The organism is Sphingomonas sp. SORGH_AS_0879, assembly GCF_030819175.1.
Lineage (GTDB): Bacteria > Pseudomonadota > Alphaproteobacteria > Sphingomonadales > Sphingomonadaceae > Sphingomonas.
Genome location: NZ_JAUTBJ010000002.1, coordinates 2,092,677 through 2,108,036, shown reverse-complemented (window position 1 = coordinate 2,108,036; position 15,360 = coordinate 2,092,677). Strand labels below are relative to the sequence as shown.

The window sequence follows — 15,360 nt, the reverse complement described above, 5'->3', positions numbered from 1 at the left end:
CGACCAGCGTCGATGGCGTGACCGTTGCGACCGTCACACCTTCTTGCGCGACGCGCATCCCACCGACGACCCGGTCCGCGAACGCTCTTCCAGCGGCAGCAGGGCGAGCGGCGCGCGCGCGAGATGGGCCGTGACGTTCGGCGTCGCCTCGCACATCAGCGCCAGCCGCTTTTCGAGGATCGCGGCACCACCTTTGGCGAACCACGCCTTGCTGTAGTTGCGCGGCCCTGTTCCCTTGCGCGCATGGCCCATGATGTCGTCGACGTGGATTTGCTTGGCTTGCGAATCCTCCAGCGCGCTGCCCCCGGAGGTGCGCATCGAGTGGAGATCGGCGCGCTTGCCCGACGCAGTCCGGAGAAGCGGCGTGATCCTGTCGACATAGTCGAGCAGATAGCGGCCGCACGTCGCGTAAAATCGGACGCCGCCACGCTTTGCGAGATCCCCGCGATACAGTTCGGGAAACAGCATCTTATGCCCTTCGGCCTCAATCGCTGCCACATAGTCCTCGAAGCCGAGGCGCAGGATTTCCGGGTGCAGCGGGATGACGCGATAGCGCGACGGGCGCTTGAGCCCTGCCGCCGTGACGCCGTCCTTACTCTTCGTCATGTTCGCCTTGACGAGAAGGAAGGGCGTGCTGACGTCGAAGATGACCTCGACGCATTCCAGCCCGCAGGCTTCCTCGCGGCTCATGAAGGTATAGGCCAGCAGCAGCGGCACCCAATAGGCGGCGTCCTGCCAGACCGTTGCGTTCGGATCGTTCTTCAGCCGCCGCTTGCATCCGCCGCCGCCGGTGTAGATTGGGCTGGAGAAGGCGCAGACCAGCTGCTCCTCGGTCCACGGCATCCGATCCGTCTCGCCGGGAATTGCTTTGATCGAGGTGGTGAAGGCGTTGAAGTCGACGATCAGGTCCTTACCGAATTTCGGTCGCCACGCGGTCTTGGCCAATTCGCGCGAGAAGCGCGCCATGATCGTCAGGTCACGATTGAAAGTGCGGTCGCTGCGCGGGGTCTTGGCCGGCATCGCCTCGATCTCGGCGAGGACGTCGGCGAGTGGACGGGACATGGCGCCCTCTGTCGACGTCCCCCAGCGGAAATCGACCGGCAAGTCCCGCAAGGTCTTGGCGAAAAGCTGGGCGTCGGCCGGACCGTAATCGCAGAGTCGCTTGTCGCCACTGATCCAGGCGAAGCCATGGATGACGCGGCGCCGCTGCTCAAGGTCGGCGTTCCAGTCGCCCGACTTGTGGATCAGCGTGATGGTCGGCTCGATGACCTCGCTGAAGTGTCGGGTATCCGGCACGAGGAACAGGGAAGCGGCGGGGGCCGCGTAGGGATCGCCATCGACGGCGGAACCCATGTCAGCTGATGCCTGATGGCCGGCGGTTCCTCGGCGGATTGCCGCGACGACGTCGTCGTCGAGTAGCGCCGCGAACGGATCGCCCTGTCGGACGACGAGCGGATGGCCCGCGAAGGTCGCGCGCGCCTGCGCCTCCGCCCGGGCGAGGAGAAGCTGAACCCGCGCATCGCCGATCGTCCGGTCGGTCACCGGTGCCGACAGCTGGTGCAGGACATGCTCGGCGTCCCGCCGCGCGCTTCGGTGCGGCGCGAGCGACTTGAGCATGAGTACGACGGCGGCGCGGTCCTGCGCGGAGAAGCCGTCGGTCAGCTCGTCGATGAGGTCGGACGGCACGCTGTCGGCATCGGCCGGCAGGCGGGCCGCGATCCGATAGGTCGCCTCCAGGACGCGGAGCGGACGACGGTCGAGCCCCGCCGTAATGCCGCCATCGAGCCGGGAGGACATCGCCAGCCCCAGCTCCTCGTCCAGACCCGCCCGGAACACGCTCTCCAACTCGCCTGCTTTCAGAAAGCCGCGACCGGCACGACCGAACATCTGCATCGTCAACACCTCCCATTTCGCCGAGAGCCGGGTGGCGAGACGACGTGCCTCGGCCGGATCCGCGGTGGCCAAAGGGACCGTTATAGGACGGTTGACGATTTTCCGCAGGTACAACCTGCGGCGATAGTGATAGCGCGCGCCGCGCCGCCACAGATAGGAAATCGAGGCCACATCCACGTCTCGCCCGGTCGCCGGCGCGGGCCTCTCATGCGGGCGGACGATACCATCGTGTGCACATCTTGGTGCACAATCCGGTGTCCCGCGAGGCGCGGCCGGACGCCGGAATGGCGGATTTATGTGGGTTCAGCGCGAATGTGGAGCGGGTGAAGGGAATCGAACCCTCGTCGTAAGCTTGGGAAGCTTCTGCTCTACCATTGAGCTACACCCGCGGAGCCATTCGGATGGGCATGTCCTCATCCGATTGCGTGCACGCTCACTATTCAAACCGGCGGAGCGTTGCAAGGACAAAGCGGTGGGTCAGACGCGGTGATAGTCGCGATACCATTTGACGAACCGCCCCAGCCCCTCTTCCAGCGCCACCTTCGGTCGATAACCGGTCAGGGCATGGAGCCGCGAGACATCCGCATAGGTCGCGGTCACGTCGCCGGGCTGCATCGGCTTCATGATCTTGATCGCCTCGCGGCTCAGCGCGGCCTCCAGCGTGGCGATCATGCTCATCAAGCCGACCGGGTGGCTGCCGCCGATGTTCAGGATGCGGTGCTCGCCGCCGTCATGCGGGCGGTCGAGCACGCCGACGATGCCGTCGACGATATCGTCGATATAGGTGAAGTCCCGCGCCATGCGGCCTTCGCCGAAAATCTCGATGGGCTCACCGGCCAGGATGCGCCGGGTGAAGGAGAAATAGGCCATGTCGGGCCGCCCCCATGGCCCATAGGCGGTGAAGAACCGCAAACCGGTCTGCGGGAAGCCGTAGAGCGTGGCGTAGGACTGGCTCATCAACTCGCCCGCCCGCTTGGTGGCGGCATAGAGCGAGACGGGCGCAATCGCGGGCTCGTCCTCGCGAAAGCCCTGCCCGCCCATCGGCTTGTCGCCATAGATGGAGCTGGACGAGGCATAGACCAGATGCGCGAACCCCGGCTGGTGCCGACAGGCCTCCAGCACGGCGAGGTGGCCCGCCAGGTTGGAGCGTTCATAGGCGAAGGGATGGTCGATACTGTGCCGGACGCCAGCCTGCGCCGCGAGATGGACCACGCGGGTGATCCCATGCTGCCGCATCAGCGAGGCGATGGCATCCGGTTCGGCAATGTCCAGACGGTGGAAGGTGAAACCGTCCATGCCCTCGAAACTGGCGAGCCGTGCCTGCTTGAGCGCGGGGTCGTAATAGTCGTTGACGATATCGACACCGATCACCCGCTCCCCACGGGCGAGCAGGCGATGGGCGGTGGCATGGCCGACAAATCCGGCCGCGCCGGTCACCAATATGGGGGCGGTCATGGCGGTCAGCGTCCGAACATCATGTCGCGAAACACCGACGCCCCCGTCACTCCGCCATCACCTCGCATCGGAAACCACTGCATAACGGCCTTTCGGGGCGCCTGTCCTTTCACCGGCGGCGCCCGCTTCCTTCTGACGGAACAAGACTAACGAAAGGATACCGGGATCATATGCCGTCGTGGACGACAGCATGCCCGGCCTTTTCCAGGGCGTCGATCAACGCCCGGATACAGTCGTCGGCCAAGGCCGGATCGGCGCTGCGCACGACGAAATTGGCGCCCGTCCGTCCTTCGCGGAAAAAGGGATAGCTGCCGATCGCGACCCCCTCATGCGCCTTTTCGGCGGTGCGTAGGAGGTCGGCGACCTCGCTCTCGCCGACCCAGCATCCGATCGTGCGGGACACGACGGGCCGCCCGCCCTCCAGCGTGCCGGTCAGCGCGTCGAGCATCCCCGCCGTGATGTGCGGCACGCCCGCCATGATGAAGACATTGCCCACGCGAATGCCGGGCGCGCCCGAGACGCGGTTGGGGATCAGCGAAGCCCCTTCCGGCGTCCGCGCCATGCGGGCCCTCGCCGCCGTGACGCCGCCGCGTTCGGCATAATAATGGTCGAGGATCGCCCGCGCCTCGGCATGTTCGATCACCGCGACGCCCAGCGCCTCGGCGATCGCATCGACGGTGATGTCGTCATGCGTAGGCCCGATGCCGCCGGTGGTGAACAGATAGTCGTTGCGCGCCCTCAGGGTGTTCACCGCCTCGACGATCGCCTGCGTCCGGTCGGCGACGACGCGCACCTCGACCAGTCGGATTCCCTGGACGTTCAGCCAGGTGGCGAGCTGCGCGACATTCTTGTCCTGCGTCCGCCCGGAGAGGATTTCGTCACCGATGACGACCAGCGCGGCGGTCCAGATACGCTCTTGGTGGGGCACGGATTCCATGGCGCCGGACATAGCCTCGCAAAATCGCCCGCGCCACGCTATATCGCCGTCATGACCGATTATGTGACCGTTTCCGCCGACGCGCCCCAGGGGCGGACCGGCGCGATCAAGCTGTGGGGCCGCGAGGCATTCGATGGCATGCACAAGGCGGGCCGACTGGCCGCCGAGACGCTGGACATGCTGGTGCCGCATATGGTGCCCGGCGTCACCACCGCCGAGATCAACCGGCTGGTCCATGCGTTCATCGTCGAGCGTGGCGGGGTCCCTGCGACCTTGGGCTATCGGGGCTATGCGCATTCGACCTGCGTTTCGATCAACCATGTCGTCTGCCATGGCATTCCATCGGACAAGACGCTGAAGTCCGGCGATATCGTCAATGTCGACGTAACCCCGATCGTCGATGGCTGGCACGGCGACACCAGCCGCATGTACCTGATCGGCGACGTGCCGTTGAAGGCGCGCAAGCTGGTCGAGGTGACCTATGAATGCCTGATGCTGGGCATCGAGCAGGCCAAGCCCGGCAACCATATGGGCGACGTCGCCCATGCCATTCAGCAGCATGCCGAGAAGCATCGCTACGGCGTGGTCCGCGATTTCTGCGGCCATGGCCTGGGCCTGCTCTTCCACGATGCGCCCGAGGTCGTCCATGTCGGTCGCCCCGGCACCGGCCCCGAGCTGAAGCCCGGCATGATCTTCACCATCGAACCGATGATCAATATCGGCCGCCCGGACGTGAAGCTGCTCGATGATGGCTGGACCGCGGTGACGCGCGACCGGTCGCTGTCGGCGCAGTTCGAGCATTCGATCGGTATTACCGAAGAGGGCTGCGAAATCTTCACCCTCAGCCCGGCGGGCCATACCCAGCCGCCTTATATCTGAGGCCATGATGCTGGGCGCGATCCGGGTGGCGGCGCGGGACCGCGCCCGGCTGGCGGAGGTGATCGCCACCGCGTCGCGCTATGGCCTCGACGTGCTACTGGCACGGCTGGGGCTCGATCCGGCGCGGCGTGATCCTGAGGCCCTGCCCTTCGACCTCCCTGCCCGCACGCGCCAGGCGATGGAGGCGTTGGGGCCGGTCTGGGTCAAGCTGGGTCAGATATTGGCGACGCGCGCCGATCTGCTCCCGCCCGAATGGATTGCCGAACTGGAGCGGCTGCACAGCGCCGCCCCGCGCCTGCCCTTCGATCAACTGCGCGAGCAGGTGGAGGCGGCGCTGGGCGAATCGCCTGAGACGGCGTTCGCCCGCTTCGACGCCGAGCCGCTCGCCGCCGCCTCCATCGCCCAGGTCCACCGGGCCGCGCTGGCCGACGGCACCGAAGTCGTCCTCAAAATCCGCCGCCCCGGTATCCGCGGCGTCATGGAGGCCGACCTCCGCCTGCTGACCCAACTAGCGTCGATGGTCGAGGCGACCAATGCCGAGGCGCGGCGATACGGCGCGGTGCGGATGATCCGCGAACTGGGCCGCGACATCCTCGAAGAACTCGACTTCACCAACGAAGGCCGCAACGCCGACCGGCTGCGCGAAGACTTTGCGGGCGACGCGCGTGTCGTGGTGCCGACGATCCACTGGACGTACAGCTCCGAGACGCTGCTGGTGATGGATTTTATCGACGGCGTCCCGCCCCGCAGTGCCGATGTGCTGCGGGCCGCAGGAATAGACCCCGCCGCCATCGCATCGGTCGGCGCCGACATCGTGCTCGACATGACTTTGATCAATGGGCGCTTCCATGGCGACCCGCATCCCGGCAACCTGCTCTGCCTGCCCGGCAATCGTATCGCGATGCTCGACCTGGGACTGATCGGCCATGTCTCCCCCCGCAGGCGCGAGGAGGTGATCGCCTTTACCCAGTCCATCGCCAACAGCGACCCGGCCATGCTGGCCGAGACGCTGGAGAACTGGTCGCAAACCGATGATATCGCACCCGAACGTTTCCAGGCGGTCGCCGACCGGCTGGTCGCCCGCCATGGCGGCGGCGCGCTGCGGCTGGCGGCGATCCTGGGCGATATCTTCCCTGTGCTGCGCGAGGAACGCATCGTCCTTCAGCCCGACATGCTGCTGTTGTTCAAGGCGCTGATCACCATCGACGGCGTGCTGAGCGGTGTCCAGCCGGACTTCGACCTGTCCGCCGCGCTTCGCCGGGCCAGCGCGCGGATCGTCGAGGCGCGACTCTCGCCCGAACGCTGGACCCGGCGCGCCGCCGCGCTGGCGCTGGAACTCGATCGGCTGGGCGACGACCTGCCCCGGCTGATCCGCGCCACGACCCGCAAGCTGGAGAGCGAGAATCCCGCCCTCTCGACCAGCGGGATCGAGGTCGCGATCCGCACCGGCGCGGGCTGGATCGCGGGTGCGCTGGCGCTGTCGGGCGTCGCCATCGCGCTGGCGATGCACTTCGGATAGCAACTTCGCGCATAGCGATAGTGACGAACCCGCGACACCGCGTTAAAGGCGCGGGCCATGACCGAGATCACGCCCCAGATCGTCGCCGACCACGGCCTGTCCGAAGAAGAATATCAGCGCGTCCTGAGCGCGCTAGGCCGCGAGCCCAATCTCGTGGAACTCGGCATCTTTTCGGTGATGTGGTCGGAGCATTGCAGCTACAAGTCGAGCCGCATCCACCTGAAGAAGCTGCCCACCGAAGGGCCTCAGGTGATCTGCGGCCCTGGCGAGAATGCGGGCGTGATCGACATCGGCGATGGCCAGGCGGCGATCTTCAAGATGGAGAGCCACAACCACCCCTCCTATATCGAGCCCTATCAGGGTGCGGCGACGGGTGTCGGCGGCATCCTGCGCGACGTGTTCACCATGGGCGCGCGGCCGGTCGCGAATCTGAACGCGCTGCGCTTCGGGCGGCCCGATCATCCCAAGATGCGCCACCTGATCTCGGGCGTGGTGCATGGCATCGGCGGCTATGGCAATTGCGTCGGCGTGCCGACCGTCGGCGGCGAGGTGAACTTCCACCCGGCCTATGACGGCAACATCCTGGTCAATGCGATGACCGTCGGCGTCGCGGATCAGGACAAGATCTTCTATTCGGCCGCCAGCGGCGTCGGCAATCCGATCGTCTATGTCGGTTCCAAGACCGGCCGCGACGGTATCCACGGCGCGACCATGGCCTCGGCCGATTTCGGCGAGGACGCGGACGCCAAGCGCCCGACCGTGCAGGTGGGCGATCCCTTCACCGAAAAGCTGCTGATCGAGGCCTGCCTCGAACTCATGGCCTCGGACGCGATCGTCGCCATCCAGGACATGGGCGCGGCGGGCCTGACCTCGTCGAGCGTCGAGATGGCGTCCAAGGGCGGCGTCGGCATCGAACTCATCATGGACGACGTGCCCCAGCGCGAAGAGGGCATGACTCCCTACGAGATGATGCTGTCGGAGAGCCAGGAGCGGATGCTCATGGTGCTCAAGCCCGGCCGCGAGGATTTCGCCGAAGCCATCTTCCGCAAATGGGAACTGGACTTCGCCGTCATCGGCCATGTGACCGAGACGGGCCGCATGGTCCTGCGCCACAAGGGCGAGGTCGTGTGCGACATTCCGCTCGGGCCGCTCGCCGACGACGCGCCGCTCTATGACCGTCCGCATGTGCCGACCGAGGTGCCCGCGGCGATCCAGTCGCCCGGCTGCCAGGACCCGGCGGCGGACCTGCTCAAGCTTATGGGCTCGCCCGACATCGCCTCGCGCCGGTGGATCTGGGAGCAATATGACCATATGGTCGGCGGCGACACGGTGCAGCGCCCCGGGGGCGACGCCGCCGTGGTCCGCGTCCATGGCACGCAAAAGGGGCTCGCGATGAGCACCGACTGCACGCCGCGCTATTGCTATGCCGATCCGGTTACCGGCGGCATGCAGGCGGTGGTCGAGACGTGGCGCAACATCACGGCGGTGGGCGCCAAGCCGCTTGCCATCACCAACTGCCTCAACTTCGCCAACCCGCAGCGGCCCGAAATCATGGGCCAGATCGTCGGCTGTCTCGACGGTATGAGCCAGGCGTGCCGCGCGCTCGATTATCCGATCGTGTCGGGCAACGTCTCGCTCTACAACGAATCGAAGGCGACCGGCGGTGGCTCGGCGATCCTGCCGACCCCGGCGATCGGCGGGGTCGGACTGATGGCGGACTGGTCCAAGTCGGCGACCATCGCCTTCAAGGGCACCGGCGACGTCATCGTCCTGATCGGCACGCCGAAGGGCGAGATCGGCCAGTCGCTGTGGCTGCGCGAAGTCCATGGGATCGAAGGTCGCGAGGCGGGTCCGCCGCCCTCGATCGACCTGGATGCCGAGCGTCGCACCGGCGATCTGGTCCGCGAATCGATCACCGCCGGGCATCTGACCGCCGTGCACGACGTGTCGGACGGCGGCATCGCCGTGACCGTCGCGGAAATGGCGCTGGCCGGCAATATCGGCGCGCTTATCCAGTTCCCCGAACAGGGTGAGGCCTGCCGCCAGCTCTTCGCGGAGGATCAGGGGCTGTATGTGGCGACGGTGGAGGACACAGCGCTGATCGACTTCCTGGCGAACGCGCATCAGGCGGGCGTCGAGGTCGAGCGGATCGGCCGCACGGCGGGCAGCCGCCTGATCTTCGAGCGCGAGGATGGCGATTTCGTCGCCTCGCTCGACGATCTGCGCCGCGCGCATGAGGGCTTCTTCCCCGCGCTGATGGGTGCCGACGCCGCCCTCGCCTAGAGCCGATCGGCATTCGGGTGGAAGGGGCACTATTCCTTCCCTGTAAGGGGAGGAATGGGGAATGTCGTCCGGCCCTAAGTCTCTACTGGAGCCTCGGCCACGTGCCGGGGCTCCGCGCAGAAGCGGAGGATCGCATAGCCGGTCGCCGCGGCCAGGATCGAAGCGATCAGCACGCCGAGCGACGCCGCCTCGCGCATCTCCCCATCGCCAAAGGCCAGCCCCGCGATGAACAGCGAAATGGTGAAGCCGATCCCGGCCAGCGCGCCTACGCCCATCACCATCGGCCAACTCACCTGATCCGGTCGCCGTGCCAGCCCGAGCGCACTCGCTGCCCAGGTAAAGACCAGAAAACCCAACGGCTTGCCGACCACCAGGCCCAGTACGACACCCAACACCAGCGGGCTGCCGATCATCGTCAGCAAATCCGATGAGAAGTGGATGCGGACATTGGACAGCGCGAACAACGGCAAGACGATGTAATTGACCCAGGGCGTCAGTATCTCGATCAACCGGCTGCTCGCGACCCGGGTCGCCGATGCCATCTCCTGAAGATAGCCCAGCCGCTCCTCGGCGCGCTCGCGCAACTGCTGTTCCTCCTCATCGTCACCGGCCCGCTCCGCCGCGCCATGCGCGCTCTGAAACTGGTCGACCCGGTGCTGCACCCGCTGCGCGAAGTCGCGCTGTTCCAGGCGCGGCGCGACCGGGACGGTCAGGCCGATCATGACACCCGCAATGGTCGCGTGGATGCCCGACTCCAGCACCCCGCCCCAGACGAACAGCGCCAGCAGGACATAGGGGACAGACGACACCCAGCCGACCCGACGCAGGCCGACGATCCCCGCCAGCGCGACGCCCGCCGTGATCAAACCGCGCACATCGATCGAATCGCTATAGGCAAAGGCGATGACCAGCAGCCCGCCGACATCGTCCACCGCTGCGAAGGCCAGCATCAGGGCACGCAGCCCGACCGGCAATCGCGTCGCGAACAAGGCGATCAGCGCCAGCCCGAAGGCGGTATCGGTGGTGATGACGCTGCCCCAGCCCGGCGCGGCGGGGGTTCCCCCGGCCACAAGCAGATAAAGGGCGACCGGCACCAGCATCCCGCCGACCGCCCCGGCCAGCGGAAAGGCCGCGCTCCGCCAATGGGCGAGCGGCCCGGTCACCATCTCGCGCTTCACATCCGCGCCGACGATGACGAAGAATAGCGGCAACAGCGCATGGTCGATCCATTCGGCCAGCCTGTGCGACACCTTCGCCGTACCGAAACCGATCGCGACGGGCGTGTCCCAGAACCCCTCATAGGCCCCCGCCCAAGGACTGTTGGTCAGTATGAGCGCCAGGATCGTTGCGATCAGCAGCGGCCCGCCGGTCACGTCGCTTCCGGCGAAGAAGGGTTCGATCTTGTGGAGAAACGCCTGGGCGGCCGGTGAATGATGCGCGCGGGCGGTGGCGCGTCCGGTCAGGCGAGGTGATAATCCCATGGAATGGCAATGCTTCGGCGGACGGGCGGTTGCATCCTGACCCCCGACCGGTAAGTCCGCGCGATACGCAAACGGAGCATTGCTTTGGTCGACGGTCCCGCCCCCGCCCCCTCGCTTCTCACCGTCGCCGAGAAGGGCGAACGGCTGGTGACGCTGGACGTGCTGCGCGGCGTGGCGGTGATGGCCATCCTGCTCGCCAACCTGCCGGGCTTCGCATTTCCCGACCCGGCCTATTCCAACCCCATGGCCTGGGGCGGGACACGCCCGATCGATCTGGGCGCGTGGTTCCTGACCGAGACGTTCGTCAACGGGCGGATGCGGGGCCTGTTCTCGCTGCTGTTCGGGGCATCGACGCTGCTGATCCTCCAGCGCGCGGATGCCGCCGGTCTGAACGGCGCGTCGATCCATTTGCGGCGCATGGCGGTGCTGTTCCTGTTCGGCCTCGTCCATCTGACCTTCATCTGGCCGGGCGACATCCTGACCCATTATGCGCTGGTCGGCGTGATCGCGCTGGGCTTTGTCGGACTGAGCGCGCGGGCGCTGTGCTGGACCGCGATCGCGATGGCGGGGCTGTCGATGGCGATGGGCTGGCTGGAATGTTTCGGCCTGTTCGCCGCCGCCGCGCGCGACACGCCGCAATCGGTGGCGCTGTGGGACCTGTATCAACTCGCCTTCGGTACACCCGACCCGGCCCGACTGGCCCCGGAGATCGCGGCGATGCGCGGCTCCTGGGCCGCCTCCACGGCGTACCGGCTGGCGAATAACGGCAATCCCCTGTTCGACCTCATCCAGATCGGTCCCGATACGCTCAGCGCCATGCTGCTTGGGATGGCGGCGTTGAAGTCGGGGTTCCTGACCGGGCAATGGCCGCGACGGCGCTATCGGCGATGGGCCGCCTTCGGCATTACCCTGTCATGCGCGGCCTATGCGGCGATGGCGAGTGCGGTCATGGCGAGCGGTTACGACGTGCGCGCGGTGGCGCTGGTGGAGTTGTTCCTCAACGTGCCGTTCCGGCTGATCGGTACGCTCGGCTATGCCGCGCTCATCCTGCTCCTGCTCAGACCCGGCGGTTGGTGGACCGTGCGAATCGCCGCCGCCGGCCGGATGGCCTTCACCAATTATCTGGCGACCAGCATCGTCATGACGCTCATCTTCTATGGCCATGGGTTGGGCCAGTTCGCGCATTGGACGCGGGCGAGCCTGTATCTGCTGGTCGCGCCGATGTGGGGGCTGATGCTGCTCTGGTCGAAGCCCTGGCTCGACCATTTCGGCCAGGGACCGCTGGAGCGATCATGGCGTGCCGGAGTGCGGGCGGGTTTCGACCGACCCCGATAATATCTGCAAACGCATCTCAACAGCCTTGCGATCCACTCTCATTAGCGCTAAACGAAGGGCGTAGATGATGGAGAGCGCCTTGGTCGTTTGCGTGTGCAATGCCATCCGGGAATCACAAGTCCGCGACTGTGCGCGGGCCGGATCGATGACTCCCTGCCAGATGTATCAGGCGCTCGGGCGCCAACCGAAATGCGGACAATGCGCCGTTGTCGCACGTGCGATCATCGAAGAGGAACGCGCCGCCGCCTGATCCAGGCGACGGCGCGGGTTTTGATCAGATCGTCGGCGGTTCAGACCGCCATCAGTACCCCGGCGGCGATCACGCCCCACGACAACAGGCACGCGCCGCCCAGAATCATCATCCGGGTCCGCGCGCGCAGCTTATAGGGCCCCATGGCCTGTTGGCTGGCCATTTCCTCGCCCGAAAAGGACAAGACGTTCGTCGGCCCCTGTGCCGCAGTGATCGCACCCGACGGCAACGGCCGGTCGAAGACGCAGCCCAGCCCCTCGACGCCCTGCCACACCGCCGTGGCGCGGACGCGGCCGATATTGGCCAGCCCGATCTCGATCCCCGTTCCCTCCGCGATGGGCAGGTTCGTTTCGATCCGGCACCCTTCGCGGGTCAGGTCGAGCACGACCACGTCATAAGGACGCACATCGCCATCGATCCGAAGAACGCCGCGACGCTGCAGCAGCGTCCGTTCCTCCGACCGGTCATCATAGGCGAAGATGTCGACGACGTGTGCCTGATTCATGCCCGTTAGCCTTTAAAGGAAGCTGCGTGAGGCTCTGTGTGAGCCAAGGGTGATGAAACCGGACCGCGACAAGGGCTGGCGTGTTTCCAACCTCATGTCTCGATCCGGGACTTTGGAAAAGATCGGGCGTGCCCCCACGCCCGGCGGGAAAAGTCAGTAGAGACCGGCGACCGATCCGGCATAGAACAGCGCCCAGCCGCCCACCGCACCGGACAGGATCAGCGCCGGGGTCATCATCCAGCGGATGCGCGAGGGGGCCACCGCCTGCTTCGCGCTGAAGCTGTCGAAGACCGCCTGCTCGCGCTCGCTATCGAACTCGTTCCACAGCCTTTCCTGCAAGCTATGGACCGGCGAACCCGCAGCCGGACCCTGCCATGCGTCGACGGACGCGCCCGCCTTGGTCGCGGTCGCGGCATCGCCCTTGTTCTTGTAAGCCAGGTTGTTTCGCATGTGGGTTCCCATACGGTACAGTGCACCGAAGACCGATTTACCCCTTGGCGCTTAGTTGAGACTTAATCCCGCTGGTTAACGCAAAATTAGGCACGAAAAGGCTCATCCCACAGCGCCTTGTCGAGCCATGGTCTTCTATGCCATTTGCGGATCGGAAACGGATCAAGGGGGATACCATGTCGACCTTTCAGCGGCTTACCCGCCTGCGCCCGGCAATGATCGCGCTGTTGACCGCCAGCGTCGCCCTGTCCGGCTGCGCCTCGACCAACGCACCGCCCCTGCCCGCATCCGAGATCGGCAAGGCGCGCCAGCCCTATACTTTGGGGGTCGGCGACAAGGTGCGTGTTAACGTTTATCGCGAACCCGAGCTGAGCGGCGAATTCGCCGTCGGCGGCGCGGGGTCGATCGCGATGCCGTTGATCGGCGAAGTGCCCGTCAAGGGCCTGACCCGCGCCCAGGTCGAGGCGGAACTGACCAAGCGACTGGGCAATGGCTATGTCCGCAACCCCAGCGTGTCGGTCGAGGTGTATGATTTCCGCACCTTCGCGATTTTGGGCGAGGTGCAGCGTCCCGGTGCCTATCCGGCGCGGGAGGGTACGACCCTGACCTCGGCGGTGGCGCTGGCGGGCGGCTATACCTACCGCGCCAACGAGCATCGGGTGCTGCTGCGCCGGGCCAATGGCCCGACCTTCTACAGCGTCGATCCGGACGCCGATGTCGAGGTGCAGCCGGGCGATACGATCCGGGTGCCCGAGGTTCATTTCTGACAAGGGGTCATCGGGTGGTCCGTTCTCCCCTGGCAGGGTCCGCCACGCTGTTGTTGATGTCGACGCTGGCCATGCCCGCCACGGCGCAGACGACGCAGACGCCCCGCTCCGGCGCTTCGGTGCCGGGGCGACTGACCCTGCCCGCCCAGAGCGATCCGATGGCCACGCGACAGCCCGGCACACCCATGCCGCCTCCCCTGGTCGATCCGCAGACCGGACGGCCGGTCGATGCGCGCGGACAGCCCATGGGCGTCGCGAACACGGGGGTCGAGGCCGCGCCGTCGGGCGACGCCATACCCGTCCCGGCCTATATTCCCCTGCCCTCCGGTTCGACCCAGCAGACCGAAGTGCCGACCGCGCGGGTCGCCGATCGCGCGCTCAGCGCCTTGCGGTTGCCGGGCGAGACGGTGCTGACGCGCCGCCGCCCAGGCTATGACGCACCCGGACTTCGTGTCGGGGGGATGGTGGTCCGTCCCTATATCGATGCAGGCCTGGCCTATGACGCCAATGTCTATGCCGAGGAAAATCCGCGGACCGACGTCTTTGCCCATATCCTGGGCGGCTTCGACGCCACCTCGGACTGGGGGCGGCACCGTGCGGTGCTCAGCGGCTTCATCCGTCGTCGCGAATATGCCCGCTATACCTCGGAAAACACGACGACCTACCGGGTGGTGACGGCGGGACGCTATGACGCGACCTCGCATATCTCCTTCACCAGCGAGGCGTCGCGCCAGCGCATCCAGTTGGAGCGCAGCGCGGTCGAGGAAGTGTCGAGCCTGGCGCTGCCCAGCATCTACGACCTGACCTCGGGGCAGTTGGGCACGCGCATCGAATATGGTTCGACGCGACTGACCGCCACGGGCGGCGTGGCACGGACCGAATTTCGCGACAATCGCTCGCTGGCGGGCCAGATCACCGACCAGCGGTTTCGGACCTTCACCGGCTATAGCGGCGAGGCGCGGATCGAACATGACGTGTGGGGCACCCGCGCCGTGTACGGCCAGTTGAATGTCGAGCGTCGCCGCTTCGACCTGGCCGAAGCCAGGCAGCGGAGCAATGCCGACGTCTATACCCTGACCGCCGGTTTGCGCGGTGCGCTGACCCAGTTGATCCGGGGCCATGCGGGCGTGGGCGTCATCCGGGTCGATTTTCAGGAGCCGACCGCGCCGTCCATTACCGGCCTGACCTTCGACACCCAGCTCGACTGGCTCGTTCGCGAGCGGACGACGATATCGCTGTCGGGCTCGCGCGAGGTGCGCACCGCCGCGCAACAGGACGCACGCGCGGCGCTGTTCACCAACGTGACGCTCAGCGCCAGCGAAGAGGTTCGCCGCAATCTCATCCTGACGCTCGGCCTGCGCCAGCAATGGACGACCTATGTCAACGACATCCGGCGCGCGTCCTTGACGGGCGTGACGCTGGGCGCAAACTGGCTGCTCGACCGGCATTGGACGATCAAGCCGTTGATCAGCTATCTTCGCCGTACCGATCGTGGGTTCAATCTCGATCTGGGGCCGGAGGACGGCCAGGTCGCGGTCAGTGCCACCTATCGGTTCTGATCCGGTTGACGGGTCCGGATGACGACTGCCTCCCGCCGGGGGCGTGA

Annotated in this window: 13 protein-coding genes and 1 tRNA gene; 7 read left to right on the top strand and 7 right to left on the bottom strand. The window is 66.5% G+C overall.

What is annotated here, in order from left to right:
• Positions 1-33 precede the first annotated feature (33 nt).
• The 4 genes from QE379_RS10630 to QE379_RS10615 all read right to left on the bottom strand — a co-directional run bounded on the left by QE379_RS10630 (position 34) and on the right by QE379_RS10615 (position 4,285).
• The gene (locus tag QE379_RS10630) at positions 34-2,070 is read right to left on the bottom strand and encodes a DUF6538 domain-containing protein (RefSeq protein WP_307000310.1); all 2,037 of its coding nucleotides are present in this window, start codon (positions 2,068-2,070) and stop codon (positions 34-36) included.
• A gap of 138 nt (positions 2,071-2,208) precedes the next feature.
• Positions 2,209-2,282, bottom strand: a tRNA-Gly gene (locus QE379_RS10625).
• 88 nt (positions 2,283-2,370) lie between these two features.
• Positions 2,371-3,348, bottom strand: coding sequence for an NAD-dependent epimerase/dehydratase family protein (locus QE379_RS10620; protein ID WP_307000308.1), 978 nt, complete (start codon positions 3,346-3,348; stop codon positions 2,371-2,373).
• Positions 3,349-3,514: 166 nt separating this feature from the next.
• A complete protein-coding gene (locus QE379_RS10615; RefSeq protein WP_307000306.1) occupies positions 3,515-4,285 on the bottom strand; it encodes a molybdopterin-binding protein in 771 nt (256 codons plus the stop codon).
• Positions 4,286-4,336: 51 nt separating this feature from the next.
• On the opposite strand from QE379_RS10615, the gene map reads away from it, so the two are divergent.
• Genes map through purL form a run of 3 tightly spaced genes read left to right on the top strand, consistent with a single transcriptional unit; the run spans position 4,337 to position 8,966 of the window.
• On the top strand, positions 4,337-5,164 hold the full coding sequence (gene map / locus QE379_RS10610; protein WP_307000303.1) for a type I methionyl aminopeptidase: 828 nt from the start codon (positions 4,337-4,339) through the stop codon (positions 5,162-5,164).
• Positions 5,165-5,171: 7 nt separating this feature from the next.
• Complete coding sequence (locus tag QE379_RS10605) at positions 5,172-6,683, top strand: AarF/ABC1/UbiB kinase family protein (protein ID WP_307003169.1); 1,512 nt, start codon at positions 5,172-5,174, stop codon at positions 6,681-6,683.
• A 57-nt stretch (positions 6,684-6,740) separates the two neighbouring features.
• Positions 6,741-8,966 carry a phosphoribosylformylglycinamidine synthase subunit PurL gene (purL, locus tag QE379_RS10600; RefSeq protein ID WP_307000301.1) on the top strand — a complete coding sequence of 742 codons (2,226 nt, stop codon included), beginning with the start codon at positions 6,741-6,743 and terminating at the stop codon, positions 8,964-8,966.
• A 74-nt stretch (positions 8,967-9,040) separates the two neighbouring features.
• Here purL and nhaA read toward each other — a convergent pair whose 3' ends face one another.
• On the bottom strand, positions 9,041-10,447 hold the full coding sequence (gene nhaA, locus QE379_RS10595) for a Na+/H+ antiporter NhaA (protein WP_307000300.1): 1,407 nt from the start codon (positions 10,445-10,447) through the stop codon (positions 9,041-9,043).
• A gap of 84 nt (positions 10,448-10,531) precedes the next feature.
• Between nhaA and QE379_RS10590 the strand changes: the two genes are divergently transcribed.
• Together QE379_RS10590 and QE379_RS10585 are read left to right on the top strand one after the other, a co-directional pair.
• A complete protein-coding gene (locus QE379_RS10590; protein WP_307000298.1) occupies positions 10,532-11,782 on the top strand; it encodes a DUF418 domain-containing protein in 1,251 nt (416 codons plus the stop codon).
• Positions 11,783-11,861: 79 nt separating this feature from the next.
• On the top strand, positions 11,862-12,032 hold the full coding sequence (locus QE379_RS10585; RefSeq protein ID WP_267432725.1) for a bacterioferritin-associated ferredoxin: 171 nt from the start codon (positions 11,862-11,864) through the stop codon (positions 12,030-12,032).
• A 40-nt stretch (positions 12,033-12,072) separates the two neighbouring features.
• On the opposite strand, the gene QE379_RS10580 is transcribed toward QE379_RS10585, so the two are convergent.
• Together QE379_RS10580 and QE379_RS10575 are read right to left on the bottom strand one after the other, a co-directional pair.
• On the bottom strand, positions 12,073-12,537 hold the full coding sequence (locus QE379_RS10580) for a PilZ domain-containing protein (RefSeq protein WP_307000296.1): 465 nt from the start codon (positions 12,535-12,537) through the stop codon (positions 12,073-12,075).
• A 153-nt stretch (positions 12,538-12,690) separates the two neighbouring features.
• On the bottom strand, positions 12,691-12,987 hold the full coding sequence (locus tag QE379_RS10575) for a hypothetical protein (RefSeq protein ID WP_307000294.1): 297 nt from the start codon (positions 12,985-12,987) through the stop codon (positions 12,691-12,693).
• Between the two features lie 176 nt (positions 12,988-13,163).
• On the opposite strand from QE379_RS10575, the gene QE379_RS10570 reads away from it, so the two are divergent.
• Together QE379_RS10570 and QE379_RS10565 are read left to right on the top strand one after the other, a co-directional pair.
• On the top strand, positions 13,164-13,754 hold the full coding sequence (locus QE379_RS10570) for a polysaccharide biosynthesis/export family protein (protein WP_307000292.1): 591 nt from the start codon (positions 13,164-13,166) through the stop codon (positions 13,752-13,754).
• Positions 13,755-13,768: 14 nt separating this feature from the next.
• Positions 13,769-15,313, top strand: coding sequence for an outer membrane beta-barrel protein (locus QE379_RS10565; RefSeq protein ID WP_307000288.1), 1,545 nt, complete (start codon positions 13,769-13,771; stop codon positions 15,311-15,313).
• Positions 15,314-15,360: the final 47 nt, after the last annotated feature.

Excerpts from the sequence above, each read along its gene's own strand:
- QE379_RS10620 (WP_307000308.1), bottom strand. The coding sequence starts at position 3,348 with ATGACCGCCCCCATATTGGTGACCGGCGCGGCCGGATTTGTCGGCCAT.
- QE379_RS10615 (WP_307000306.1), bottom strand. The coding sequence starts at position 4,285 with ATGGAATCCGTGCCCCACCAAGAGCGTATCTGGACCGCCGCGCTGGTC.
- map (WP_307000303.1), top strand. The coding sequence starts at position 4,337 with ATGACCGATTATGTGACCGTTTCCGCCGACGCGCCCCAGGGGCGGACC.
- QE379_RS10605 (WP_307003169.1), top strand. The coding sequence starts at position 5,172 with ATGCTGGGCGCGATCCGGGTGGCGGCGCGGGACCGCGCCCGGCTGGCG.
- purL (WP_307000301.1), top strand. The coding sequence starts at position 6,741 with ATGACCGAGATCACGCCCCAGATCGTCGCCGACCACGGCCTGTCCGAA.
- nhaA (WP_307000300.1), bottom strand. The coding sequence starts at position 10,447 with ATGGGATTATCACCTCGCCTGACCGGACGCGCCACCGCCCGCGCGCAT.
- QE379_RS10580 (WP_307000296.1), bottom strand. The coding sequence starts at position 12,537 with ATGAATCAGGCACACGTCGTCGACATCTTCGCCTATGATGACCGGTCG.
- QE379_RS10575 (WP_307000294.1), bottom strand. The coding sequence starts at position 12,987 with ATGCGAAACAACCTGGCTTACAAGAACAAGGGCGATGCCGCGACCGCG.
- QE379_RS10570 (WP_307000292.1), top strand. The coding sequence starts at position 13,164 with ATGTCGACCTTTCAGCGGCTTACCCGCCTGCGCCCGGCAATGATCGCG.